The sequence below is a fragment of the Actinomadura fibrosa genome, from assembly GCF_900659615.1.
Lineage (GTDB): Bacteria > Actinomycetota > Actinomycetes > Streptosporangiales > Streptosporangiaceae > Spirillospora > Spirillospora fibrosa.
The window spans coordinates 1-24,527 of the sequence record NZ_CAACUY010000060.1; the positions used below are offsets into that span (position 1 = coordinate 1).

A 24,527-nucleotide genomic window follows, 5' to 3' on the forward strand; every position below is an offset into this window, starting at 1 on the left:
CCTGCTCGCCGGCGCCCTCCCCGCCGGCGCCGACGGCGTCGCGCTCGCCGCCGTCGGCAGCCACGCCCGCCGCGAGCTGACGCCCGGCGGCGACCTCGACCTGGTCCTGCTGCACCGCGGCCGCGCGGACGTCGCGGAGATCGCCGACCGCGTCTGGTACCCCGTCTGGGACTCCGGCCTCCGCCTCGACCACTCCGTCCGCACCGTCAACGAGGCCAGGACCGTCGCCCGCGGCGACATGAAGGCCGCCCTCGGCCTGCTGTCGGTCCGCCGCGTCGCCGGCGACCACGCCCTCGTGGACGAGCTCCGCGCCGCCGTCCTCACCGACTGGCGCGCCGACGCCCGCGTCCGGCTCGCCGAACTGGCCGCGATGTGCCGCGAACGCTGGGAGAAGCAGGGCGAACTCGCGTTCCTCCTCGAACCCGACCTCAAAGAGGCCCACGGCGGCCTCCGCGACGTCCACGTCATGCAGGCCGTCGCCGCCTCCTGGGTCGCCTCAGCGCCCGACGCGCGCGTCAAGGCCGCCCACGACCTCCTCCTCGACATCCGCCACGCCCTCCACGAGGTCACGGGCCGCTCCACCGACCGCCTTGTCCTCCAGGAGCAGGAAGCGGTCGCGCAAACCCTCGGCGTACTCGACGCGGACGTCCTCCAACGCTCCATAGCCGAAGCGGCCCGCACCATCACCTACACAGGCGACCACCTGTGGCGACGCGTCGAAAGATTCACCACCCCCCGCCGCACACCCAACCCGGAAACGAACACGCCGTCCCCAAACCCCCCCACCCCGAGCACGTCCGACGGGAACACCTCAGCCACAAACGCGTCCGACACGAGCAACCCCGCCACGAGCACGCCCCACACGAACACCCCGGACGCGAGTACCCCCGACACGGGCACGTCGGGCACGAGCGCCCCGGACGCTGGCACGCCCGCCACGGGCACGTCGGGCACGAGCGCCCCGGACGCTGGCACGCCCGCCACGGGCACGTCGGGCACGAGCGCCCCGGACGCTGGCACGCCCGCCACGGGCACGTCGGGCACGAGCGCCCCGGACGCTGGCACGCCCGCCACGGGCACGCCCGGCGCGAGCACGTCAGGCACGAGCACCTCCGACACGGGGACATCCGGCACGGGTACGTCCGGTGGTGCTGGCGCGAGCACCTCCAGCGCGAATGGGCCCCGCAGCCACACGTCCGGCAAGTCCAATGCCGCCGCCCTGGGGACCGGCTCACGCGGCTCGTACGTCCGTTCCGGGTATCTCAGCTCGTCGGAATCCCGGGGTGTCGAGCGGCGGCCTGTCGGGGACGGCGCCGTCGAGCACGAGGGCGAGGTCGTCCTCGCCCGCGGTGCCGACCTCGGCGATCCGGCCCTCGTGCTGCGCGTCGCCGCGGCCGCCGCGCAGGCCGGGCTGCCCCTCGCGCCCGCCACCGTGGCGCGGCTCGCCGAGAAGGCCACCCTGCCCGGCACACCGTGGCCCGCTGGCGCACGCGACGCGCTCGTCTCCCTCCTCGGCGCGGGCCCCGCCGCCATCGGCGTCTGGGAGGCGCTCGACCAGGCCGGGCTGATCGTCCGGCTGATCCCCGACTGGGAACGCGTCCGCAACCGCCCGCAGCGCAACCCCGTCCACCGCTTCACCGTCGACCGCCACCTGGTGGAGACCGCCGCCGGCGCCGCCGCCCTCACCCGCGAGGTCGCCCGGCCGGACCTGCTGCTGGTCGGGGCGCTGCTGCACGACATCGGCAAGGGCTGGCCCGGCGACCACTCGACCAGCGGCGCCGTCGTCGCCCGTGACCTCGGCGCGAGTCTCGGCTTCCCTGAAGGTGACGTTCAGGTGCTGGAAACGGTCGTCCGGCACCACCTCCTGCTGCCCGACACCGCCACCCGGCGCGACATCGACGACCCTGCCACCGTCAAGACCGTCATCTCGGCCGTCTCCGCCGTGCCCGGCCGCGAACGCGAGATCCTCGAACTGCTGGCCGCGCTCGCGATCGCCGACGGCAACGCCACCGGCCCCGCCGCCTGGGGCCCGTGGAAGGCCGGGCTCGTCGCCGAGCTCGCCCGCCGCGTCACCGCCGCGCTCTCCGGCGGCACCCCGCCGCCCGCCCCCGAGCTCGGTCCCGACCAGCTCGCCCTTGCCCGGCACGACGGCGCCGCGGTCCGCGTGACCGGCTCCCACATCGTGATCGCCGCCCCCGACCGCCCGGGGCTGCTCTGGCGCGCCGCCGGAGTCCTCGCCCTGCACCGCCTCGTCGTCCGGACGGCCCGCACCGTCTCGCCACCGCACTCCGGCGCGGGCACCGCCGTCCTCGACTTCACCGCCGTCCCCGAGTACGGGACGCCGCCGGACCCCGCCACGCTGGAGGCCGACCTACGCCGGATGCTCGCCGACCGGCTCGACGTGGCCGCCCGCCTCGAACGCCGAGCCCGCGCCGTCCGCGTCCGGCCCGGCGTCACCGTCCCGCCGCCCCGCGTCTCGATCGTGGACGACGCGTCCAGCACCGCCACGGTCGTCGAAGTCCGCGCGCACGACCGCCCCGGCCTGCTGTGGAGAATCGGCCAGGCCCTCGGGACATGCGGCCTCCACGTCCGCGCCGCCCGGGTGGACACGCTCGGCGCCGAGGCCGTCGACGTCTTCTACGTCGTGGACGAGGAGGACCGCCCGCTCACCGACCCCGCGGCACTGTCGTCCGTCCGAGCCGCAGTCCTAGCCGCACTGAGCTGAGTCCCCCAACACCACCCGCCCCACCAGCCCCCCGCCGCTCACCCCGCGTCACTCCACCGGTCCCGCCGCCCACCGCGCCCAACCCGCCGACTACCTCACCCGTCCCACTGGCCACTACGCCCAGCCCGCTGGTCACCCCGTCCATCCCGCCCGCCGGTCACCGCGTCCGTCTCGCCCGCCGGTCACGCCGCCCTGCCCGCTGGTCACGCCGTCCGTCCCGCCCGCCGGTTACTACGCCCCGCCCGCCGGTCACTCCGTCATTCCCGCCCGCCGGTCACGCCGCCCCGCCCGCCGGTCACGCCGTCCGTCCCGCCCGCCGGTTACTACGCCCCGCCCGCCGGTCACACCGCTCCTCCGCCGCCCGTTCCGCCAGTCACCTAGCTGCCCGTCCCGCCGGTCGCTTCGCCCTCCCGGACGGTCACCCGGCCAGCCCCACCGTCACTCCGCCCGCCCCACAGTTCATTCCACCCGGCCCGACGGTCGCAATGCCCGGCCTGCAGCTCACTTCACCCGGCCCGACGGTCGCTCCGTCCGGCCCGGCGGTGAGCCGGAGGGGAAGGCCGTTCCGGGCGGGCCGCAGTGACCGGGCGGGGTCTCGCCGGTGAACCGATACGCTGATAGGCGATCCCCGAAGCACCCAGAGCACCCAGAAGCTTCTTCAAGGACGGGCCAGACACGTGTTCGAGACGCTCTCCGACCGGTTGACGACGGTCTTCTCGTCGCTGCGCAGCAAGGGCCGGCTCTCCGAGGCCGACATCAACGCGACGGCCCGCGAGATCCGCATCGCCCTGCTCGAGGCCGACGTCGCCCTTCCCGTGGTCAAGGACTTCATCGCCCAAGTGAAGGAGCGGGCGCGCGGCGAGGAGGTCTCGCAGGCGCTGAACCCCGCCCAGCAGGTCGTCAAGATCGTCAACGAGGAGCTCATCAACATCCTCGGCGGCGAGACGCGCCGGATCAGGTTCGCCAAGAACCCGCCCACCGTGATCATGCTCGCGGGCCTCCAGGGCGCCGGTAAGACGACCCTCGCCGGCAAGCTCGCTCGCTGGCTGAAGTCCGAAGGCCACGCGCCGATGCTCGTCGCCGCCGACCTGCAGCGCCCGAACGCCGTCCAGCAGCTCCAGGTCGTCGGCGAGCGCGCCGGTGTTCCCGTCTTCGCGCCCGAGCCCGGCAGCGGCGTCGGCGACCCCGTCGACGTCGCCCGCCGCTCCATCGAGCAGGCCCGGAACGCCCAGCACGACATCGTCGTCATCGACACCGCCGGCCGCCTCGGCATCGACGCCGAGATGATGCAGCAGGCCATCGACATCCGCGACGCCGTCCAGCCCGACGACGTCCTGTTCGTCGTCGACGCCATGGTCGGCCAGGACGCCGTCAACACCGCGCAGGCGTTCATGGACGGCGTCGGCTTCGACGGCGTCGTCCTCACCAAGCTCGACGGTGACGCCCGCGGCGGCGCGGCCCTCTCGGTCCGGCACGTCACCGGCCGTCCGATCATGTTCGCCTCGACCGGCGAGAAGCTCGAGGACTTCAGCGTCTTCCACCCGGACCGCATGGCGGGCCGGATCCTCGACATGGGCGACATCCTCACCCTGATCGAGCAGGCCGAGCAGGCGTTCGACGCCGAGCAGGCCGAGAAGATGACCAGCAAGTTCGCCTCGGGCGAGGACTTCACCCTCGAGGACTTCCTCGAGCAGATGATGATGATCCGCAAGCTCGGGCCGATCGGCAACCTGCTCGGGATGATGCCCGGGATGGGGCAGGTCCGCGACCAGATCAGCCAGATCGACGACAAGGACCTCGACCGCGTCGCCGCGATCATCCGCTCGATGACCCCGCAGGAGCGCGCCCAGCCGAAGATCATCAATGGCTCGCGGCGGGCCCGCATCGCCAAGGGCTCCGGCGTCAGCGTCGGCGAGGTCAGCAGCCTCGTCACCCGCTTCTTCGACGCCCAGAAGATGATGCGCCAGATGGCCGGCGGCATGGGCCTGCCCGGCATGCCCGGCGGCGGCCGCCGCAAGGCCGCCAAAGCCGCGAAGGCTGCCAAGAACAAGAAGGGCAAGCAGCGCAGCGGCGACCCCCGCAAGCGCGCCGGCGGCGGCCGGCAGGTCGAGCAGCCCGCAGCCGACGCCATGCCGAAGGGCCTCCCGCCCGGCCTCGGCGGCGGTCCCGGTGGCCTGCCCCCCGGCCTCGGCGGCAAGCTCCCGCCCGGCTTCCAGATGCCCGACCTCAACAACCTCCAGAACCGCAAAAAGAAGTAACCGCAGCCTCGCACCCACATCCTCCGCACAGCGCGGCCTCATCACCCCGCGCCACGACCGTGCCGCGATGCGACCCACCTATGGCACGGACGAGGGCAAGGCCATCACCACGCCCGCACCCGCACCCGCGGCAAAAGCAGCACGCCCGCAGCGCGGACGCGGGCGGGCTCAAAGCATCACCACGCGTCCACGATCCGGACGCGGGCAAGGCCAGAGCATCATTTACGCGCCCGAGGCACGAGCGCGGGCGGGGTCCGAGCATCACCCACGCGCCGACGATGCGGGCGCAAACGGGCCATAGCGTCACGTCTGCGGGCTGCGGCGCGGACGCGGGCAAGGCCAAACCATCACGCCCGTGCCCACGATCCGGACGCGGGCAAGACCAAAGCACCACCCACGCGCCCGCGGGCGGAGGCAGGCAAAGCCGGAGCCTCACGCCCGCGCCCATGACCCGGACGCGGGCAAGGCCAGAGCATCACCCACTCCCGCGGGCGGACGCGGGCAAGGCCGGAGCATCACGCACGCGCCTGGGATGCGGGCGCGTGGCAAGCCCAAAGCGTCACGCGCGGCTGATCGCGTGATCACGGAGAGGCGCGGCCGCGTGTCTCCGCGCGATTGCGCGTTTCCGCGAATCGTCTGGCAGAATGACAGGCTGGAAACCCCGGAATCGCCAGGCGCCCTCTCTCGTCCTGCGCGACCGGAGTCCTTCGGGCGGCCGTGAGCCGGTGTTCCCCACCTGGTACGGGCCGCTCACCCTGTAATGAAGTCTGGAGTACACCACACCCGTGGCAGTCAAGATCAAGCTCAAGCGTCTGGGGAAGATCCGGAACCCGCAGTACCGGGTCGTCGTCGCCGACGCGCGCACCAAGCGCGACGGCCGCGCCATCGAGGAGATCGGGCTCTACCAGCCCAAGCAGGAGCCGTCGCTCATCCAGATCGACTCCGAGCGCGCGCAGTACTGGCTCGGCGTCGGCGCGCAGCCGACCGAGCCCGTGCTCAACCTGCTCAAGATCACCGGTGACTGGCAGAAGTTCAAGGGCGAGTCCGGCGCCGAGGGCACGCTCAAGGTCGCCGAGCCCAAGGCCGACCGGAAGGCCGTGTTCGAGGCCGCCGTCAAGGAGTCGCTGGGCGACGACGAGGGCGCCGCCGCGACCCGGGCCAAGAAGAAGGCCGAGCCGAAGAAGTCCGAGGCCAAGGCCACCGAGACCACCGAAGTCAAGAGCGAGGGCTGACGTGCTCGAAGAAGCGCTCGAGCACCTGGTCCGCGGGATCGTCGAGAATCCGGACGACGTCCGGGTTCGCGCCCGCCGGATCAGGGGCGGCCGGGTCCTGGAGGTGCGCGTGCACCCCGAGGACCTCGGCAAGGTCATCGGCCGAAGCGGTCGCACCGCCAAGGCCCTGCGCACGGTGATCAGCGCCCTCTCCGGAGGACGCTACGTGCGCGTGGACCTGCTCGACGTCAACGAGGTCCGCTGAGTGGGCCCCTGGCATCACGCATGCCGGGGGGCCCTCAGCTCGACGGGCCCCCTCTCCGGCACCGCCCCTAAGGCATCCGCGTGCCGGAGAGACGCCCGGGAGACCGCCGTCCCGGAAGGTCCCTTCCGTAACGGCGGCCGGATCCGGACGGAGCAGCCCCGATGAGCGAGCAGCTCGTGGTGGGCCGGATCGGCCGGCCGCACGGGATCCGCGGCGAGGTCACCATCGACGTCCGTACCGACGAACCGGACACCCGGTTCGCGGCGGGCACGGTGATCGCCACCGACCCCGCGTCCGCCGGACCCCTCACCGTCGAGCGCCCGCGCTGGCACTCGGGACGCCTGCTCGTGCGCTTCACCGGGATCGACGACCGCGACGCCGCGGAGGCGCTCCGCGGCACGTGGCTCGTCGTCGATCCCGCCGACATCCCCCCGTCCGCGGACCCGGACGACTTCCATGACCAGGAACTTGTCGGACTCGCCGTGGTCACCGCGGACGGGACCGACGTCGGCCGGGTCGCCGAAGTCCTCCACCACGGCCAGGACCTCCTGGTCGTCCGCGGCGCCGGAGGCGAGACGCTGGTCCCGTTCGTGGCCGCGCTCGTCCCCGAGGTGGACGTCCCCGGGGGGCGGCTCGTCATCGATCCGCCCCCCGGACTGCTCGACGAATCATGAAACTCGACATCCTCACGATCTTCCCCGAGTACTTCGCGCCGCTGGACGTCTCCCTCCTCGGCAAGGCGCGGCGCACCGGCCTCCTCGACGTGCACGTCCACGACCTGCGCGAATGGACCCACGACCGGCACCGCACCGTCGACGACACCCCGTACGGCGGGGGGCCCGGCATGGTGATGAAACCCGAACCCTGGGGTGAGGCCCTCGACACCGTCGCGCCGCCCCCGGCCGCTCCCCGCCTGATCGTCCCGACGCCCAGCGGCCGCCCCTTCACCCAGGCCCTCGCCGTCGAGTACGCCGCGGAACCCTGGCTGCTGTTCGCCTGCGGACGCTACGAGGGCATCGACTCCCGCGTCGTCGACGAGGCCCGCACCCGCATGCCCGTGGACGAGGTCAGCCTCGGCGACTTCGTGCTCGCCGGCGGCGAGGTCGCCGTCCTCGTCATAGTCGAAGCCGTCGGACGGCTTCTGCCCGGCGTCCTCGGCAACGCCGACTCCGTCACCGACGACTCCTTCGCCCCAGGCGCGATGGAGTCGCTCCTGGAGGGCCCCGTCTACACGAAGCCCCCCGTGTGGCGCGAACGACCGGTCCCGGACGTGCTCCTGTCGGGCCACCACGGCGCCATCGCCCGCTGGCGCCGCGACGAGGCCCTCCGCCGGACGGCCCGAAATCGCCCTGACCTGCTCGCCCGCCTCGTGCCCGAGACCCTCGACCGCCATGATCGGGACGTCCTGCGCGAGGCCGGTTTTCCGGTTGACGGCGAAGATATGGCACACTAGAGCGTCGCCGTGCGCCCAGTCGCCCGGCACCGAAGATCCATTCCGCGGCGCGACGCCCCCACGACAGACCCACCGGGGCCTCTCGACGCCCGCGTTCGACCTTGAGGAACCGCTGCGATGCACACCCTGATCCAGGAGATCGAGAAGGCCGCTCTGCGCGCCGACGTCCCGGACTTCCGTCCGGGCGACACGCTGAAGGTGCACGTCCGCGTCACCGAAGGCAACCGGAGCCGTATCCAGGTCTTCCAGGGCGTGGTGATCCGGCGGCAGGGCGGCGGCGCCCGCGAGACCTTCACCGTCCGCAAGGTCAGCTACAGCGTCGGCGTCGAGCGGACCTTCCCGCTCAACAGCCCCTCGATCGAGAAGATCGAGGTCGTGACCCGCGGCGACGTCCGCCGCGCGAAGCTGTACTACCTGCGCAACCTGCGCGGCAAGGCCGCGCGCATCAAGGAGAAGCGCGACTTCTGAGCCGATGGCTCCGCAACGCCCCGGGAACCCTGCGCGGTCACCGGGGCGTTGCCCGTTTCGGACAGGATTGACCGGCTCGGTCTCCGGCGACACGCCCGTGGGCGGGCCTCCCGGGGCCCGGCGCCGCTAGGCTTTCGCTCTGATGACTGACGAGGACGATCGGAGAGACGTGCGATCCGAAGCCGAGGGCGCGGTGCCCGAAGAAGAGCAGACCGTGACCTCCGCCGAGGAGACGGCCGACGACGACTCTCCCGAAGAGGAGAAGCCGAAGAAGAAGCAGGGGTCGTTCTGGAAGGAACTCCCCGTCCTCATCGTCGTCGCGGTCGTCCTCGCCCTCGTGATCAAGGCGTTCGCCGTCCAGGCCTTCTACATCCCGTCCGGCTCCATGGAGAACACCCTCCAAGTCGGCGACCGCGTCCTCGTCAACAAGATCGTCTACCACACCCGCGACATCGCCCGCGGGGACGTGGTGGTTTTCAACGGCCTCGACTCCTGGGATCCCGAGACGCAGGTCCAGGAGCCGAGCAACCCGGTCTCGAAGGCCCTGCACGCGGTCGGCAGCGCCTTCGGTGTCGCGCCCAACGAGAAGGACTACATCAAGCGCGTCATCGGCATCCCCGGCGACCACATCAAATGCTGCGACGCCCAGGGCCGCGTCACCGTGAACGGCGTCCCCCTGGACGAGAAGTCCTACCTCTACACCGACCCGATCACCCACGAGCAGAACAAGCCGTCCAACGAGCAGTTCGACGTCGTCGTGAAGCCGGGCCAGCTCTGGGTCATGGGCGACCACCGCGAGCTCTCCTACGACTCCCGCTCCCACCGCGGCGACCCGGGCGGCGGCACCATCCCCACGAACCGCGTCATCGGCCGCGCCTTCGTGATCGTCTGGCCGCTCAACCGCCTGGACACCCTCCCGATCCCCGGCACCTTCAAGCAGTCCGCGCTCAAGACCGCCGCCGCCGCGACCCCCCCAACCCCCCTGGTCCTAGGCCTGACCCTGGCCTTCCCCCTAACCCACCTCCGCCGCCGCAGACGCTCCTAAATCCCACAAACGCAACCCCACCGCCCCACCGCCCCACCGCCCCACCGCCCCACCGCCCCACCGCCCCACCGCCACCTCACCGCCTTACGCATCAACGACGCCCCCGGCTCCCCGCCAGCACACCCCCACACACCCCGAACGCGCTGGAACGTTGCCGGTTGCTCCCTGCCGAGCAGTTGCAAGAACAACCGCTGCCCCCATCACCTAATCCTGGGACGCGAGACAGGGCCAGCGCAGATCGGTGATGCGAGCCCGGCCCCGGTAGTGCGGACGCACATGCCGACAGCGAGCTGTACTCGATCATGATCTTGGTGACAGGCGGGTGATGGGTGGCTGACCGCCGAGGGCTGCGTGGGAGCGCTGGCTGTTGTAGTACTGGAGCCAGCGGGCGAGGCAAGCGTGCCAACGGTCGTGCGCCGGGCTCCATCCGCACAAGAGCAGCAATACCCGCCCGCATGCCCATGCGGAACGCACCCGCCCACGACTCGCCCGCCCTATCCGCGTCCGGCCGCCCTATCCGCGTCCGGCTCATCCGCGTCCGGCTCATCCGCGCCCGGCCCTTCTCGCCCCCGCTTGGCCCGCCCGCACGCGCCCCACCCGCACGCGGCAGTCTTCCAACGCGCGCTTGATCGGCCCGCACGCGCCCCACCCGCACCGCCCGGCCCATCCGCACCCGGCAGCCTCGCCTTCCCCTGGTCTGCCCGCCTGCGCCAAACCCCACGCGGCTAGGTCTCCTGCACGCCTGGTCCGCCTGCACGCGCCCGGCCCGCCTCGCACGCGCCCGGCCGATCTGCACCCGGCGGCCTTGCCCTCCCTGGTCGGCCTGCACGCACCCGGCCCGATCCATCCGCACCCGGCCCGACCCGTCTGCATCCGGCACGTATCGTCCGCGCATGGTTCGCCTGCGCGCGCCCAGCCCGACCTGCGCGCATCTGATTAGCCTGCACGCCTTGGTCTGCCTGCGCGCGTGGTTGCGCCTGGACGCGTTCGGCCCGCCCGTAGGCGCCTGTTCATCCGCGCGTGCCTGGCCCGGCCCATCCGTGCCCGGCTCGTCTCGCCCGTGCTGGCCCGTCTCGCGCGCAGGGGTGTGTCTGGGGCAGGTGTGGCGTTCTCGGTAGGGCCATGTTGCCTGGGCGGTTGTTGCTTGTGGCGGGTTGTGGTTGTGGTCTTCGGGTGGGTGGGGCTTGGTCGCGGGTGGATGGTTTCAGCGGGGTTGTGCGGAGCATGTTGGCGGGGCGAGGGAGGCGACGTTGCCGGTTCGGGCTGGTTGTGGTGGACGGGGCTCGGGCGCGCGCGTTCAGGAGTTCCATGGTCTTCGGCGGGTTGGTTGGATGGCCCGAGTGTCGTGGCGGGGAGGAGCGGTTGCCGGGGGACGCCTGGAATGATCGGAGACCGTGGGGAAGGGCGGCATTTGGGGCGCAGCGGGGGGTTCGGGGCACGTACGCTGCGGAGCATGAACGGTCGTCCACTCCGGTTCACACCGCGTCGCGACGCGGGGATGCATGCTTACGAGCGCGCTCTGGAGCATGGCGGGTTCAGTCCGGTGGCCGGCGTGGACGAGGCGGGTCGGGGAGCCTGCGCAGGGCCGCTGGTCGTCGGTGCGGTGATCCTCCAGGGAGGACGCGGCCGGATCGACGGCCTCACCGACTCCAAGCTCCTCACGGCCGCCCGCCGGGAGGAGTTGTACGCGGAGATCACAGAGCGCGCCTACGCGTGGAGCGCGATCGTCATCCCGTGCCATGACATTGACCGGATCGGGATTCACCGGTGCAACATCACCGGGATGCGGCGGGCGCTGGCCGCCTTGGACAAGCGTCCCGCGTACGTCCTGAGCGACGGTTTCGCGGTTCCGGGGCTGGAGGTACCCGGCCTTGCGGTGATCAAGGGCGATCAGGTGGCGGCGTGCGTGGCGGCGGCGTCGATCGTCGCGAAGGTCACCCGGGACCGGATCATGGTGGACCTTCATGAGCGGTATCCCGAGTACGGGTTCGACGTCCACAAGGGCTATGTGACGCGTGCGCACGGCGCGGCTCTCACCGCGCATGGGCCATGTCCTGAGCATCGGTTCTCCTACGTCAATGTGGGGCGTGCCTTGCGTAACAATGGAGAGGTGGCCTTGGGGGAGGAGACCGAGGGGGAGGTCCCCGGCGAAGGCTGGACGGAAGGGGCACGAGCGTGAGCGCGGAGGATCTCGAGAAGTACGAGACCGAGATGGAGCTTCAGCTCTATCGGGAGTACCGCGACGTCGTCGGGCTGTTCACCTACGTCGTCGAAACCGAGCGGAGGTTCTACCTCACCAACTCCGTGGATCTCCAGGTGCGCAGCACCGAGAACGGCGAGGTCTACTTCGAGGTCACCATGCAGGACGCATGGGTCTGGGACATGTACCGTCCCGCGCGGTTCGTCAAGAACGTGCGTGTCGTCACCTTCAAGGACGTCAACGTCGAGGAACTGGCCAAGAGCGACTTCGAGCTGCCCTCCGAGCAGTGATTCGTCGTGCCTGCCGCCCCGGTGAGGGGGCCTCGGCGTGGTGCCGTGCGATACCTCTTTCGGGGTTGAGCGCTATCCATGAGACACCCTGACGTCGGTGCGTGGCGTGGGTGTGGGGCTTGGACGGGTGGTGGTTCATCTCGTCTCCGGGGTTGTGATGTGGGGTTGCCTGGCTGATCGGGTGAGGCGCCAGCCTGCGGGGGCGCGTTCGATGAAGCCGGCGGCGGCCAGGAGGCCCAGTTTCGCGTTGACGGTGGTGAGGGCGACGCCGGCCTTGGCGGCGAGCTGGGCGGGGCCCGCCTGACCGCGGGCAGGGAATGCTTCCAGGACGGACCGGGTCACCGGTTCCAGACGGTCCCGAGGGAGGACGGGTGTGTGCGGGGGCGGGGCCAGGTCGGCGCCGATCCGGCCGACGGCCTCGATCACCTCTTCGGGGCGGGTGACCAGGATCGTTCCCTCCTCACGGAGCAGTTTGTGGCAGCCGACCGATGAGCGGGACGTGATCGGGCCCGGTACGGCCATGACGATGCGGCCCAGCTTGCGGGCCCACGACGCGGTGTTGAGCGCGCCGCTGCGGGCCTCCGCCTCCACGATCACCGTGCCGCGGGAGAGGGCCGCGATCACGCGGTTGCGGACGAGGAAGCGCAGGCGGTGCGGGGTGGCGCCGGGAGGGGACTCGCTCACCAGCAGTGAACGTCGGGCCATCTCGGCGAACAGGCCCTCGTTGGAGGCGGGGTAGGGGACGTCGACGCCGTTGGCGAACACCGCGACGGTGGGGCCGTCGGCGGCCAGGGCGCCGCGATGGGCCGCGGCGTCGATGCCGAGGGCGCCGCCGGAGATCACGGTCCAGCCGTCGTCGGCGAGGTCGGAGGCGAGGTCGGCTGCGGTGCGCACGCCGTAGGGGGACGCGGCACGGGAACCGACGACGGCGACGGACCGCAGGCATCCGTGCCGGAGGTCGCTCGGACCGCGCAGCCAGAGCGCGTAGGGACGATGGGGTCCGAGATCGTCGAGCGTGGTGGGCCATTCCGGTTCTCCTGGGCAGATCAGGCGACCGCCGAACCGGGCACAGACGGCCAGATCCTGGGTGGGGTCGGTGGTCGCGAGACGGATGCGCCACCGGTCGAGGCGCTGGACTTCCTGCTCCGTGACGGGCATCTCGTCGGGGAGCAGCCCGCCGCGGATCGTCTCGACCGCCTCGGCGGGGCCGATGTGGTCGATGAGCCGGTTGAGGAGGGTGTCGCCGGGTTCGGCGATGGCGGTGAGGGTGGCGCGAGCGGTCCGCTCGGTACTCATGATCGCGTCCAGAGCGCGAGCGCACCGCCGATGTCGTCGGCGCTCGGTTCGTCGTGTCCGGTGAGGTCGGCGATGGTCCACGCGACGCGCAGGACGCGGTCGAGGCCGCGCGCGCTGAGGTTGCCCCTCTGCAGGGCTTCGTCCGCCGCCTGCATCGCTTCGGGATTCGGAGTGAAACGGCGGCGGAGTTCGGGACCGGGGATCTCCGAGTTGGAGCGCCATGGAGTGTCGGCCAGCCGTTTGAGCGTCCTCTCGCGGGCGAGCAGGACGCGTTCGGCGACCACGTCGCTGGACTCGGCGAATTCGAGGTCGTAGCGCAGTTCGGCCCGGCTGGCGGGTGCCAGTTCGAGCTTGAGGTCGATGCGGTCGAGAAGGGGGCCGGAGATCTGGGACGTGTACTTGCGGCGGATCCCGGGAGCGCAGGCGCAGTCCATCTGCTTGGCAGCCGCGCAGGGACATGGGTTGGCCGCGAGGACCAGCGTGAAGCGGGCAGGGAAGTTCGCCGTCATCTCGGCTCGCGAGATGCGCACGTTGCCTTCCTCAAGGGGTTGGCGGAGGGCGTCGAGCGTCCCGTGCTGGAATTCGGGAGCCTCGTCGAGGAAGAGGATGCCTTTGTGGGCGAGTGAGACGGCGCCGGGTTGCAGCGTCCGACCTGAACCTCCGCCGACCATGGAGACGCGGGTGGCGGTGTGGTGAGGGGCGTAGAACGGAGGCTGGACGATCAGGGGCTGGCCCGGAGGAAGGGTGCCGGCGACGGAGTGGATCGCCGTGACCTCCAAGGCCGACTCGGGTTCCAGCGGCGGCATCAGCGTCGGCAGGCGCTCGGCCAGCATCGTTTTCCCGCAGCCCGGGGGTCCCGAGAAGAAGAGGTGATGACCGCCCGCCGCGCTGATCTCCAGGGCGCGACGGGCCTCCGCCTGGCCCTTGACATCGGCCAGATCGAGATCGTTGCGGGCGTTGCTCCGCTGGACGGTCAGCCCGTTGGCGGTGCCGGAGGGCGCGTTGGACTCCTCCTCTTCGACGGGAGGCGGTTCGTCGCGGATCACGCAGAGCAGGCCGCGCAGGCTGACCGCGGAGACGACTTCCACGCCCGGGACGAGCTGCGCCTCGGCGGCGTTCGCCTGCGGGACGACGACCGTGTGGCATCCGGCGTTGGCGGCCGCCAGTACCGCGGGCAGCACGCCCGCGATCGGACGGAGCCGTCCGTCGAGCCCCAGCTCGCCGATCAGCACCAGGCCGGCGCACGACTGCGCGGGGATCGCCTCGGCCGCGGCGAGCAAGGCGACTGCTATGGCGACGTCGAACGTTGAGCCCTTCTTCGGTCGGCTCGCGGGACACAGCGACACCGTGACGTGGCGGTTCGGCCAGTCTTCCCCCGAGTTGTAGATCGCGGCACGGACGCGGTCGCGGGCCTCGCTGAGCGCGGTGTCGGGCAGGCCGACCAGGTGCAGCCCGGGGACGCCGCTCGTGATCGCCGCCTCGACGTCCACGACGAAACCGTCGACACCGACCAGGGAGACCGAGCGGGTCTTGGCGAGTGTCATGTCAGCACACCTCCCGCAGGTGGTCGACGGTGAAGCCGTCGCCGTCGATGACGAGGCCCAGGACGTCGACCTGGACGGGAGCGCCCTTGAGGCCGTGGGCGGCGGCCCATTGCCAGGCCAGGCGCCGCAACCGGACGGCCTTGGTCCGGGTGATCGCTTCCAAGGGATCGCCGAACCGTACGGTGGCGCGCGTCTTCACTTCGCAGACGACGTGGCGGCGACCGTCGTGCGCGACGATGTCGACCTCGCCGTCCCGGCAGCGCCAGTTGCGGTCGAGGATCGTCCAGCCGAGCTTGAGCAGGTAGGCGGCCGCAGCGTCCTCGCCGCGGCGACCGAGGTCGATGTGGGCGTTCATGGGCCTCACCTCCGGCTTCGACGTTGCCGGAGCCGCGGTCGGACCACTACTAGAACCTCGTTCTGTGGATAAGTCGGAGGTGCAATCACGGCGATCTGGCGGAAACCGGCACCCGGTGCTTGCTTCGGCGGGGCCGTTGCCGCAGCGTGGCGGCGTGAGCAACGCACTGGAGGAGGCCGCTGCGGATTTCGCGCGCCATCTACGCGCCGAACGCGACGTCTCGCCGCACACCATGCGGGCCTATCTCGGTGATTTGAGGGACCTGTGCGGCTATGCGAATGAGGTGGGCGTGAGCGAGCCAGGGGAACTGGACGTCTCCCTGTTGCGCGCCTGGCTCGCCCGCCAGCACGCTCTAGGCCGGTCCCGGGCCACTTTGGCCCGCCGGACGGCCGCAGCGAGAGCCTTCACGCATCACCTGCACCGGCGAGGTCTGCTCAAGAAGGATCCGGGGCTGCTCCTGGGCACCCCCAAGCGGCAACGGGACCTGCCGAGCGTGCTCACACAGGACGACGCCGCCCGCCTCCTCGACAAGGTGGATACCCAAGGGCCATTGGGCCTGCGTGACCTGGCGGTGCTGGAGATGCTCTACGGCACCGGCGTACGCGTCGGCGAGCTCTGCGGCTTGGACATCGACGACCTGGAACCCGCTCGCCAGACCGTCCGCGTGCTCGGCAAGGGTGGACGGGAGCGGATCGTCCCCATGGGCGAACCGGCAATGCGCGCCGTCCAGGATTGGCTGCGGGCGGGTCGTCCGGCGCTGGCGAACGAAGGAAGTGGACCCGCGCTGTTCCTGGGTGCCCGTGGAGGACGCCTTCACCCGACGAGTGCCCGCCGGATCGTCCACAACAGGATCGCTGAAGTCGGCCAAGTGCCGGACCTGAGCCCGCACGGACTGCGTCACAGCGCTGCCACCCATCTGCTGGAGGGCGGCGCCGATCTACGGAGCGTCCAAGAGATCCTCGGGCACGCGTCCCTGCAGACCACCCAGCTCTATACGCACGTTTCCGCCGAGCGGCTTAAGCAAGTCCATCGTCAAGCTCACCCTCGCGGCGCCCGAGACGAGTAGGCGGCCCCGAGCCGGAGCGCGTCTGTGAGCTTCTCGTCGCGGTGTTTCGGCGCCGTCAGGCGGGGGCGGCTCCTCGGGATGGATGGGCGGTCCATGGGTGCCTTCGGGTCCACGTCCGGACGCGTGGGGGGAACGGTGGATGTGGTGTCCGGACGTGAACCCGAAGGGGCTCGTTGTGGGCGGTCGATTGTGGCCAGACCCGGAGTCAGGGAGCGAGAGGGCTGAGGTCAGGGAGTGCGGCGGAGGCGGCGCTCCCTGGTGAGGTCGATGACACCCGCCGGGGGACGCCGCCGGCGGCGGGGACGGGTCCTGCGCCAGGCGAAGGCGAGGGCGTAAGCCAGCACCATGCCGGTTACGGCACCGCCGGTCGCGGTCGTGGCGTCGCGGAGGCTCATGCTCGGCTCCCGCGATATTGAGGGCTGCACGGGTTGCTCCTTCTTTGGGGCGGGTGGTGTCCAGTGGGGGAGAAGCCGTACCTGGGGTCTGACCAAGCTGAGGGGATCGAGGTAGAGGTGATCGCGCAGGAGGCCCCAGTGCAGGCATGAGGTCGGGCAGTCGAAAGGGCTGTCCTCCAGGACGCCGATGCGGGTGCCGGTGGCCACCTGACGGCCGACACGGACGCCCGGACGGACGGGAAGGTACGTGGTGCGCAAGCGGCCATGATCGATCGCGACCACGCCACGGCCGGCCAGGCGTCCGGCATAGGAGACGCGGCCTGCGCTGGCGGCGCGGACGGGCCAGCCGGGACGGGCCGCGAGATCGACACCTCGATGGCCGGGAGCCCACGGCACGGAGGGCGGCGAGAACGCCCGGAGGACCTTCGGGACGGGCGGCCCCAGCGGCCACTGCCAGACGTGCGGCCCCGGAGCGCCGGGGACGATCATGCAGGTGAGGAGCAGTGTGAGCAAGGCCATACCCCGGAGCCTGCCCTGCCCGCACGCCCCGCGTGAGCGGTCCGCCGAACTGTGGATAACTCCCGCGACCATTGATTCCCGGACGCGTCCGAGCCCTGATAATCTGTGAACGTGCCCGTAAGGACACCGGCCAGGGCTAGGCCGTCGCTGATCCGCCTCCTCGGTCGGAGACGTGAGAAGCCGCTCCCGGTGAGCGGAAGGGCCACAGGTCCGGGAAAGGTTCCGGGCCACAGCCGCCTGGGGTATCCCGGCGGCTGATTTCACGCGTCCGCATGCCACCGCAGACATGGGTGGGGCGCCGTCCCTCGGTCCGTCATCGCAGATGGCGGTGGGGCGGTGTCCGGGCGTAGGCAGACAACCAAATCGGCCCACAGGGCCAGAGAAGGAGAGCACGGGCTATGGCACCCGTCGTCACGATGCGGCAGCTCCTCGAGAGCGGCGTTCACTTCGGCCACCAGACCCGCCGGTGGAACCCGAAGATGAAGCGCTTCATCTTCACCGAGCGCAACGGCATCTACATCATCGACCTGCAGCAGTCGCTGTCCTACATCGACCGTGCCTTCGAGTTCGTCAAGGCCACGGTCGCGCACGGCGGCACCATCCTGTTCGTCGGCACCAAGAAGCAGGCCCAGGAGGCCATCTCCGAGCAGGCCACCCGGGTCGGCATGCCGTACGTCAACCAGCGCTGGCTGGGCGGCATGCTCACCAACTTCTCCACCGTCCACAAGCGGCTCACCCGGCTCAAGGAGCTGGAGGAGATCAACTACGACGACGTGGCCGGCTCCGGCATGACCAAGAAGGAGCTCCTCGGCCTGCGCCGCGAGAAGGACAAGCTGGAGCGCACCCTCGGCGGTATCCGCGACATGGCGAAGGTCCCGAGCGCCATCTGGATCGTGGACACCAAGAAGGAGCACATCGCGGTCAACGAGGCGAAGAAGCTCGGCATCCCGGTCGTGGCGATCCTCGACACCAACTGCGACCCCGACGAGGTCGACTACCCGATCCCGGGCAACGACGACGCCATCCGCAGCGTCAGCCTGCTGACCCGCGTGGTCGCCGACTCCGTCGCGGACGGCCTCATCGCCCGCGCCGGCGCCGCGTCCGGTGGCGACGAGAAGCCGGCCGAGGGCGCCGCGTCCGGTGCGAACGAGCCGCTGGCCGAGTGGGAGCGCGACCTGCTCCAGGGCAAGCAGGCCGACGAGTCCGCGCCCGCGGAGTCCGCGTCCGACGAGACCGCCCCTGCCGAGACCACCCCCGCCGACTCCGCCGGCGACGGCGCCGCGCCCGCCGAGACGGGCCCCGAGGCCGCCCCCGCCGCGGAGGCCACGGAGAGCGAGCAGGCCGCCGAGGCGAACGCCGAGACCGCGAACGCCGAGACCGAGCAGGCTTGATCCCGCGGTCCCGGCGGCCCCACGACGGGGGCCGCCGGGACCGTCGCGGGTCGTACGACCAACGACGAGAGAAGCGAAGAGAGCGATGGCTAACTTCACCGCCGCTGACGTCAAGCGGCTTCGCGAGCTGACCGGCTCCGGCATGATGGCCGTAAAGAACGCCCTGACCGAGGCCGACGGCGACTTCGAGAAGGCCACGGAGCTGCTGCGCCTCAAGGGCGCCAAGGACGTGGGCAAGCGCGCCGAGCGCACCGCGGCGAACGGCCTCGTCGCCGAGCACTTCGAGAACTCCGGTGACGGGGCGCTCCTGGAGCTCAACTGCGAGACCGACTTCGTCGCGAAGAACGCCTCGTTCATCGAGCTGGCCGACCGCCTGGTCAAGTTCGCGGCGGGCAGCGGCGTCGCCGACGCGGCCGCCCTGCTGGGCGCCGAGATCGAGCCGGGCAAGACCGTCCAGGCCCTGATCGAGGAGAACAGCGCCAAGATCGGCGAGAAGCTGGAGCTGCGCCGCTTCGCCCACTTCCAGGGCGCCTACGTCGCCAGCTACCTGCACAAGTCCGACCCCTCCCTGCCGCCGACCACCGGCGTGCTGGTCGAGCTGGACACCGAGAACCCCCAGGTCGCCAAGGACGTCGCCCAGCAGATCGCGGCGATGGCCCCGAAGTACCTCACCCGCGAGGAGATCCCCGCCGAGGCGATCGAGAAGGAGCGCGCGCTCGCCGAGCAGCTCACGCGCGACGAGGGCAAGCCCGAGCAGGCCATCCCGAAGATCGTCGAGGGCCGCGTGAACGCCTACTTCCGCGACTTCGTGCTCGTGGAGCAGGCGTTCGTCAAGGACAACAAGAAGACGATCGCGAAGGTGCTCGACGAGGCCGGCGTGAAGGTCGTTCGCTTCGCCCGGTTCAAGGTCGGGCAGGCCTAGGGCGCCCCTGAGAGGGAACCCTGGATATCGCGACGCAACGAGGAGGCCGCCGACGTGCCGGACAAGACGACCACTAGCGCGACGGCGGCCTCGTCGTCGGACGGGCGCGCGCCCGAGCAGCACGCGCCCCGCGCGGGCTGGAAGCGGGTACTGCTGAAGCTCTCCGGCGAGGCGTTCGCCGGGCGCGACCCCCTCGGGATCGATCCCGAGGTCGTGCAGCACGTGGCCGAGGCCATCTCCGAGGCCGTCAAGGACGGCGTGCAGGTGGCGGTCGTGTGCGGCGGCGGCAACATGTTCCGCGGTGCCCAGCTCGCGGCCCGCGGCATGGACCGCGGCCGCGGCGACTACATGGGGATGATCGGGACGGTCATCAACTGCCTGGCCCTTCAGGACTTCCTGGAGAAGCTCGGCATGGACACCCGCGTGCAGACCGCCATCACCATGAGCCAGGTGGCCGAGCCGTACATCCCGCGGCGCGCCATCCGGCACCTGGAGAAGGGCCGTGTCGTCATCTTCGGCGCGGGCCTCGGGCAGCCGTTCTTCTCCACCGACACGACGGCCGCCCAGCGCGCGCTGGAGATCGGTGCGGAGGCGGTTCTGAAGGCCACTCAGGTGGACGGTGTCTACGATGCCGATCCCCGAAAGAATCCAGACGCAGTCAAGTTCGACCGTTTGGATTACGGTGAAGTTCTACAGCGGGGACTGAAGGTCATGGACGCCACGGCCATCAGCCTCTGCATGGACAACGCGCTCCCCATCGTGGTCTTCGACCTCATGGGGCAGGGCAACATCGTCCGGGCCGTCCGGGGTGAGAAGATCGGCACGCTGGTCAGCCCGGCGGAAGGCTGACTTCGGCCCGGAAACCGCAGTGACCAGGGCCGACCAGATGACATGGGAGTCGCAGTGATCGACGAGACCCTCCTCGAGGCCGAGGAGAAGATGGAGAAGGCGGTCGCGGTCGCCAAGGAGGACTTCCAGGCCATCCGCACCGGCCGGGTCACCCCCGCCATGTTCAACAAGATCACGGCGGAGTACTACGGGACCCCGACGCCGATCAACCAGCTCGCGTCGTTCACGCTGCCGGAGCCGCGGATGGTGATCGTCCAGGTCTTCGACAAGTCGTCGATGCAGGCCGTGGAGAAGGCGATCCGGGAGAGCGACCTCGGCGTGAACCCCACCAATGACGGCAACGTCATCCGGGTGGTCTTCCCCGACCTGTCGGAGGAGCGCCGCAAGGAGTTCATCAAGGTCGCCGGCGGCAAGGCCGAGGACAGCAAGATCTCCATCCGCAACATCCGCCGCCGCGCGAAGGACACCCTCGACAAGCTCGCCAAGGACGGCGAGGTCGGTGAGGACGACGTCCGCCGTGCGGAGAAGGAACTCGACGACACCACGCACCGGTACGTGGCGCAGATCGACGAACTGCTCGAGCACAAGAAGGCCGAACTGCTCGAGGTTTGATGAAACTCGACGACGCCGGGGAGCCCGCGGGCTCCCCGGATGAGCCGGAGGTCGCCATGCCCGGCCCGCCCCCCGGGGAAGCGTTGGACTCACCCTCCGGCGAGGCACCGGACACTCCTCCCTCTGCTGCCTCACCTCAGGACGTCCCCACCCCGGACGTTTCCGCTCCCGCTTCGGATGCCGCCGACGCCGGAGCGGACGCTTCCGTCCCTGTCTCTGGGGAGCCCCTCCCCGGAGTGGAGGTCGCCCCGGAAGGGACACCGCCTCCCGAGGGGAAGCGTGCAAGCAGGACCGGCCGGAACCTCCCGCTCGCCATCGGCGTGGGCATCGCCCTCGGGGCGTTGACGCTGCTGTCGCTCTACACCGTCAAGGAGATCTTCCTGGCGGTGATGGTGATCTTCCTGTCCCTCGGCATGCGGGAGCTCACCGACGCCTTCAAGTGCCGGGACATCCGCGTGCCGTTCATCCCGCTCGCGACGGGCATGGTCGTCACACCGGTCGCCGCCTACGTGTGGGGGTCGACCGCCGCGGTCGCCGCGGTGTCCCTCACCGTCCTCGCGTTGATGATGGTGCGGATGCCCGAGGGCGCGGACGGCTACGTCCGCGACGTGACCGCGGGCACCTTCCTGACCGGATACCTGGTCCTGATGGGCGGGATCGTGGCGCTGCTGATGCGCCCGGACGACGGGGACCACCGCACCGTCATCTTCATCGCGGTCACCGTCGCCAGCGACATCGGCGGGTACTTCGCCGGATCGTTCCTCGGCAAGCACAAGCTCGCGCCCACGATCAGCCCGAAGAAGACCTGGGAGGGCGTCACCGGCTCGGCGCTCACCTGCATGGTCGTCGGCGGCTGGCTCGTGGCGTGGCTGCTCGACGGCGGGCAGATCTGGCACGGCGTGCTGGTCGGCCTCGCCGCCGTGGTCACCGCGACCGTCGGCGACCTGATCGAGTCCATGATCAAGCGGGACCTCGGCATCAAGGACATGGGCACGCTCCTGCCCGGCCACGGCGGTGTCATGGACCGCCTGGACTCCCTCGTGGCGACGGCCCCGGTGGTGTGGCTGCTGCTGGAGTTGTTCGTCCCCAGTTAAGGACCAGTAGGGGCGATTAAGGATCGGCGTGGTCGAGGCAGGGCTCACAGGCCCACAGGACCCGCTAGGAAACGACCCAGGAACGTCCCTGCTGAGCTAGACGCCGTACCAGCGCGTCCGAACCCTCGCTCTTGGCGAAGCGGTGCTCGTCACCAGTGATGGGGACGAGCCACAGCCACCGGACCGGGTCACCGTTGATCGGCAATCCCGTCATGGGCGGCGCGGCAGGACCGGCCAGCCTGTTCGGGTCCTCCAGGAGGAGGACGCCCTCCCAAGCCGTCTCGCCTGTGCCAAGCGGGAACGTTCGGGCCTCGTGGTACCACTTGACGACATCGCCCGGGGCGAACCAGGTCACCGACCGCCACGGGTACTGCGCGAGCCAAGGGAAGATGCTGCCTGCCCGCTGGCTCGGCAGAGTGCTCGCCACGGCCAGTTCGATACGGCTGTAGGGAGCGACGTCGTCCTCGTACAGCTCCACCGTGGGCATCCGCTGGCGGCTCATCCCTACCGTGCTCAGCACAGTGAAGTCCCGGCCGCTGCGGGCGGGACGCTCCGACACACCCACAGTCGGGGCCACACTCGGCCGGTTACCCGCCAGTTGGCGTCCGACATCATGCCAGTAGTGACCACCTGGGCCGAGCCTCTGTAGCAGGTGCCCGAGAATGGACTGCTGGAACTCCGCCCACGAGCCCTCGGCACGGCACGTCTTCCAGTGCTCGCGCGCCCGTTCGATACGCGGTCCGAACTCCTCGATCTCCTCATCGAGGGGGAAGGCGAAAGGACTCTGCGCCGTCGCGTCCCGGCTGTAACCGGGGATCCCCCGTCCCATGTCGGACCAGCCGGGGATCACGAAGAGGAGGTCACCCGCCTCCAGGACGGCGGCGCCGTCGCCCTCCTCGAACCAGACGACCTCCAGGGCGGCGGTGTCCAGCGCCTCCCGTCCGTCCGGGTGCCTCACGTGGGACTCCGGGAGGAGCGGCGCGCTGCCCGAGTCCAGCCGTGACCGGTCCAGCTCGGCGGGCGCCTTGCGGTGGTTCGCGACCCACACCGCCCCGACGACCGAGTCGCGGGCGTCCTTCAGGTAGGCCGCGGTGACGTCACCGTCGTTCTCGAGGACGAGCCGCCGGCTCCCGTACGGGCTGGCCTCGGCGTGGACGACCGTGGCGGCGGGGTTCCGGGGTGAAGCGGTCCCCCTGCGCAATACCGACATGATCGGCACCTTAGTCGCACACAAGGTCATGCGCAGGTCGTCGCGTCTCGCTTGTGTTCCGTCTCAGGTGAGAACGGCACCGCGCACGGACGAGGCATGGGCAGGTGTTTGCGACACTGGAAGGACCATGTCTTCCACCACCGACTCTCCTGCCGCCGAGCGGGCGCAACGGTCCGCCGAGCCCGCCGCCGTCGAGGCGCAGGGCGCGCCCGAGGCCGCCCCCAAGAAGACCCCCGCCAAGCTGGTCTTCGCCGCGCCGCGCCGGGGCAAGCCGCCGCGGCACCTCGCCGACCTCACCGCCGCCGAACGGCGCGAGGCGGTCGCGGAGCTGGGGGAGAAGCCGTTCCGCGCCGACCAGCTCTCGCGGCACTACTTCGCCCGCCTGGTCGACGATCCGGCCGAGATGACCGACCTGCCCGCCGCCGTCCGCGAGCGGCTCGTCTCGACGCTGCTGCCCTCGCTGCTCACGCCGGTACGCGAGATGGACTGCGACGGCGGCAGGACGCTGAAGACCGTCTGGAAGGCCTTCGACGGCGTCCTGTTCGAGTCGGTCCTGATGCGCTACCCCGACCGCGCGACGATGTGTGTCTCGTCCCAGGCCGGGTGCGGGATGAACTGCCCCTTCTGCGCCACCGGCCAGGCGGGCCTGACCCGCAACCTGTCGACGGCCGAGATCGTCGAGCAGGTGGCCGCGGGCGCGCGCGCACTGGCCCGTGGACGGATTCCAGGAGGTCCCGGGAGGGTCTCCAACATCGTGTTCATGGGCATGGGCGAGCCCCTGGCCAACTACAAAGCCGTCATAGGCGCGGTCAAGCGCATCACCGACCCCGCTCCTGCCGGTCTGGGGATATCCCAGCGTTCGGTCACCGTCTCCACGGTCGGGCTCGTCCCCGCCATTGAGAAGCTCGCCGCTGAGGACATGTCCGTCAGGCTGGCCGTCTCCCTGCACGCCCCCGACGACGACCTCCGGGACGACCTCGTCCCGGTCAACAACCGGTGGAAGGTCGCGGAGGTCCTGGACGCCGCGTGGGCGTACGCCGAACGCAGCGGGCGCCGCGTCTCGATCGAATACGCCCTGATCAAGGACGTGAACGACCAGGCATGGCGCGCCGACCTTCTCGGCAGGCTCTTGCGCGGGCATCGCGTACACGTCAATCTGATCCCGTTGAACCCAACGCCGGGTTCCAAGTGGACCGCGTCGCGGCCCGAGGACGAGCGCGAGTTCGTCCGGCGGCTGGAGGCCCACGGAGTCCCGGTCACGGTGCGCGACACTCGGGGCAGGGAGATCGACGGGGCCTGCGGGCAGCTGGCCGCGGCGACCAAGGACTGAGCGCGCCGGCGGGCGTGCTACCGGCGTCC

The 24,527-nt window shown here is 70.9% G+C and carries 23 protein-coding genes; 17 read left to right on the plus strand and 6 right to left on the minus strand.

The window, feature by feature from the left end; genetic code table 11:
• The 8 genes from E1300_RS21315 to lepB all read left to right on the plus strand — a co-directional run.
• On the plus strand, positions 1-2,725 hold a 2,725-nt coding region (locus tag E1300_RS21315), incomplete at its 5' end, for a [protein-PII] uridylyltransferase family protein (RefSeq protein ID WP_242619294.1).
• Positions 2,726-3,402: 677 nt separating this feature from the next.
• The gene (ffh, locus tag E1300_RS21320; RefSeq protein ID WP_131758793.1) at positions 3,403-4,983 is read left to right on the plus strand and encodes a signal recognition particle protein; all 1,581 of its coding nucleotides are present in this window, start codon (positions 3,403-3,405) and stop codon (positions 4,981-4,983) included.
• 785 nt (positions 4,984-5,768) lie between these two features.
• Positions 5,769-6,215 carry a 30S ribosomal protein S16 gene (gene rpsP, locus E1300_RS21325; protein WP_131758794.1) on the plus strand — a complete coding sequence of 149 codons (447 nt, stop codon included), beginning with the start codon at positions 5,769-5,771 and terminating at the stop codon, positions 6,213-6,215.
• A 1-nt stretch (position 6,216) separates the two neighbouring features.
• Positions 6,217-6,459 (plus strand): RNA-binding protein, encoded by a 243-nt coding sequence (locus tag E1300_RS21330; RefSeq protein WP_021598307.1) that lies wholly within the window; start codon positions 6,217-6,219, stop codon positions 6,457-6,459.
• A 161-nt stretch (positions 6,460-6,620) separates the two neighbouring features.
• Entirely contained in the window at positions 6,621-7,133 is a 513-nt protein-coding gene (gene rimM / locus E1300_RS21335) for a ribosome maturation factor RimM (protein WP_131758795.1), read from the plus strand.
• Complete coding sequence (gene trmD, locus E1300_RS21340) at positions 7,130-7,912, plus strand: tRNA (guanosine(37)-N1)-methyltransferase TrmD (protein WP_131758796.1); 783 nt, start codon at positions 7,130-7,132, stop codon at positions 7,910-7,912. Before rimM ends, trmD begins: the two co-directional genes overlap by 4 nt.
• Positions 7,913-8,029: 117 nt before the next feature.
• Positions 8,030-8,380: a 50S ribosomal protein L19 gene (gene rplS, locus E1300_RS21345; RefSeq protein WP_131758797.1), complete on the plus strand. Its 351-nt coding sequence runs from the start codon at positions 8,030-8,032 to the stop codon at positions 8,378-8,380.
• 169 nt (positions 8,381-8,549) lie between these two features.
• The gene (gene lepB / locus E1300_RS21350; protein WP_242619295.1) at positions 8,550-9,425 is read left to right on the plus strand and encodes a signal peptidase I; all 876 of its coding nucleotides are present in this window, start codon (positions 8,550-8,552) and stop codon (positions 9,423-9,425) included.
• A 300-nt stretch (positions 9,426-9,725) separates the two neighbouring features.
• Here the strand turns inward: lepB and E1300_RS54000 are convergent, their stop codons facing one another.
• Entirely contained in the window at positions 9,726-9,899 is a 174-nt protein-coding gene (locus E1300_RS54000; RefSeq protein WP_165502923.1) for an integrase core domain-containing protein, read from the minus strand.
• A 979-nt stretch (positions 9,900-10,878) separates the two neighbouring features.
• Between E1300_RS54000 and E1300_RS21355 the strand changes: the two genes are divergently transcribed.
• Positions 10,879-11,604, plus strand: a complete 726-nt coding sequence (locus E1300_RS21355) for a ribonuclease HII (RefSeq protein WP_131758799.1) — start codon at positions 10,879-10,881, stop codon at positions 11,602-11,604.
• Positions 11,601-11,915: a DUF2469 domain-containing protein gene (locus E1300_RS21360; RefSeq protein WP_131758800.1), complete on the plus strand. Its 315-nt coding sequence runs from the start codon at positions 11,601-11,603 to the stop codon at positions 11,913-11,915. Before E1300_RS21355 ends, E1300_RS21360 begins: the two co-directional genes overlap by 4 nt.
• Before the next feature lie 135 nt (positions 11,916-12,050).
• On the opposite strand, the gene dprA is transcribed toward E1300_RS21360, so the two are convergent.
• From dprA to E1300_RS21375, 3 genes are read right to left on the minus strand one after another with little or no spacing between them, the layout of a single operon-like run.
• The gene (gene dprA, locus E1300_RS21365; RefSeq protein ID WP_131758801.1) at positions 12,051-13,211 is read right to left on the minus strand and encodes a DNA-processing protein DprA; all 1,161 of its coding nucleotides are present in this window, start codon (positions 13,209-13,211) and stop codon (positions 12,051-12,053) included.
• Positions 13,208-14,755, minus strand: a complete 1,548-nt coding sequence (locus tag E1300_RS21370; protein ID WP_131758802.1) for a YifB family Mg chelatase-like AAA ATPase — start codon at positions 14,753-14,755, stop codon at positions 13,208-13,210. Before E1300_RS21370 ends, dprA begins: the two co-directional genes overlap by 4 nt.
• A gap of 1 nt (position 14,756) precedes the next feature.
• Positions 14,757-15,110, minus strand: a complete 354-nt coding sequence (locus E1300_RS21375) for a YraN family protein (protein WP_131758803.1) — start codon at positions 15,108-15,110, stop codon at positions 14,757-14,759.
• Between the two features lie 154 nt (positions 15,111-15,264).
• On the opposite strand from E1300_RS21375, the gene E1300_RS21380 reads away from it, so the two are divergent.
• The gene (locus tag E1300_RS21380; RefSeq protein WP_242619296.1) at positions 15,265-16,176 is read left to right on the plus strand and encodes a tyrosine recombinase XerC; all 912 of its coding nucleotides are present in this window, start codon (positions 15,265-15,267) and stop codon (positions 16,174-16,176) included.
• Positions 16,177-16,403: 227 nt separating this feature from the next.
• Here the strand turns inward: E1300_RS21380 and E1300_RS21385 are convergent, their stop codons facing one another.
• Positions 16,404-17,090 (minus strand): murein hydrolase activator EnvC family protein, encoded by a 687-nt coding sequence (locus tag E1300_RS21385; protein ID WP_242619297.1) that lies wholly within the window; start codon positions 17,088-17,090, stop codon positions 16,404-16,406.
• A gap of 398 nt (positions 17,091-17,488) precedes the next feature.
• Here E1300_RS21385 and rpsB point away from each other — a divergent pair, with 398 nt between their 5' ends.
• The 5 genes from rpsB (at position 17,489) to E1300_RS21410 (ending at position 21,958) form a co-directional block, all read left to right on the plus strand.
• On the plus strand, positions 17,489-18,481 hold the full coding sequence (rpsB, locus tag E1300_RS21390; RefSeq protein ID WP_131758806.1) for a 30S ribosomal protein S2: 993 nt from the start codon (positions 17,489-17,491) through the stop codon (positions 18,479-18,481).
• A gap of 85 nt (positions 18,482-18,566) precedes the next feature.
• A complete protein-coding gene (tsf, locus tag E1300_RS21395) occupies positions 18,567-19,403 on the plus strand; it encodes a translation elongation factor Ts (protein ID WP_131758807.1) in 837 nt (278 codons plus the stop codon).
• 54 nt (positions 19,404-19,457) lie between these two features.
• Positions 19,458-20,252: a UMP kinase gene (gene pyrH / locus E1300_RS21400; RefSeq protein ID WP_131758808.1), complete on the plus strand. Its 795-nt coding sequence runs from the start codon at positions 19,458-19,460 to the stop codon at positions 20,250-20,252.
• A gap of 54 nt (positions 20,253-20,306) precedes the next feature.
• Positions 20,307-20,864: a ribosome recycling factor gene (gene frr / locus E1300_RS21405; RefSeq protein ID WP_131758809.1), complete on the plus strand. Its 558-nt coding sequence runs from the start codon at positions 20,307-20,309 to the stop codon at positions 20,862-20,864.
• Positions 20,865-21,184: 320 nt separating this feature from the next.
• Entirely contained in the window at positions 21,185-21,958 is a 774-nt protein-coding gene (locus E1300_RS21410; protein ID WP_242619298.1) for a phosphatidate cytidylyltransferase, read from the plus strand.
• A gap of 64 nt (positions 21,959-22,022) precedes the next feature.
• On the opposite strand, the gene E1300_RS21415 is transcribed toward E1300_RS21410, so the two are convergent.
• Positions 22,023-23,168, minus strand: coding sequence for a suppressor of fused domain protein (locus E1300_RS21415; RefSeq protein WP_131758810.1), 1,146 nt, complete (start codon positions 23,166-23,168; stop codon positions 22,023-22,025).
• Between the two features lie 127 nt (positions 23,169-23,295).
• Between E1300_RS21415 and rlmN the strand changes: the two genes are divergently transcribed.
• Positions 23,296-24,498, plus strand: a complete 1,203-nt coding sequence (rlmN, locus tag E1300_RS21420; protein WP_131758811.1) for a dual-specificity RNA methyltransferase RlmN — start codon at positions 23,296-23,298, stop codon at positions 24,496-24,498.
• Positions 24,499-24,527 lie beyond the last annotated feature (29 nt).

Coding starts and splice junctions, on each gene's coding strand:
- trmD (WP_131758796.1), top strand. CDS start 7,130: ATGAAACTCGACATCCTCACGATCTTCCCCGAGTACTTCGCGCCGCTG.
- E1300_RS21355 (WP_131758799.1), top strand. CDS start 10,879: ATGAACGGTCGTCCACTCCGGTTCACACCGCGTCGCGACGCGGGGATG.
- E1300_RS21370 (WP_131758802.1), bottom strand. CDS start 14,755: ATGACACTCGCCAAGACCCGCTCGGTCTCCCTGGTCGGTGTCGACGGT.
- rpsB (WP_131758806.1), top strand. CDS start 17,489: ATGGCACCCGTCGTCACGATGCGGCAGCTCCTCGAGAGCGGCGTTCAC.
- rlmN (WP_131758811.1), top strand. CDS start 23,296: ATGTCTTCCACCACCGACTCTCCTGCCGCCGAGCGGGCGCAACGGTCC.
- dprA (WP_131758801.1), bottom strand. CDS start 13,211: ATGAGTACCGAGCGGACCGCTCGCGCCACCCTCACCGCCATCGCCGAA.
- rimM (WP_131758795.1), top strand. CDS start 6,621: ATGAGCGAGCAGCTCGTGGTGGGCCGGATCGGCCGGCCGCACGGGATC.
- E1300_RS21415 (WP_131758810.1), bottom strand. CDS start 23,168: ATGTCGGTATTGCGCAGGGGGACCGCTTCACCCCGGAACCCCGCCGCC.
- E1300_RS21385 (WP_242619297.1), bottom strand. CDS start 17,090: ATGGCCTTGCTCACACTGCTCCTCACCTGCATGATCGTCCCCGGCGCT.
- tsf (WP_131758807.1), top strand. CDS start 18,567: ATGGCTAACTTCACCGCCGCTGACGTCAAGCGGCTTCGCGAGCTGACC.
- E1300_RS21375 (WP_131758803.1), bottom strand. CDS start 15,110: ATGAACGCCCACATCGACCTCGGTCGCCGCGGCGAGGACGCTGCGGCC.
- rplS (WP_131758797.1), top strand. CDS start 8,030: ATGCACACCCTGATCCAGGAGATCGAGAAGGCCGCTCTGCGCGCCGAC.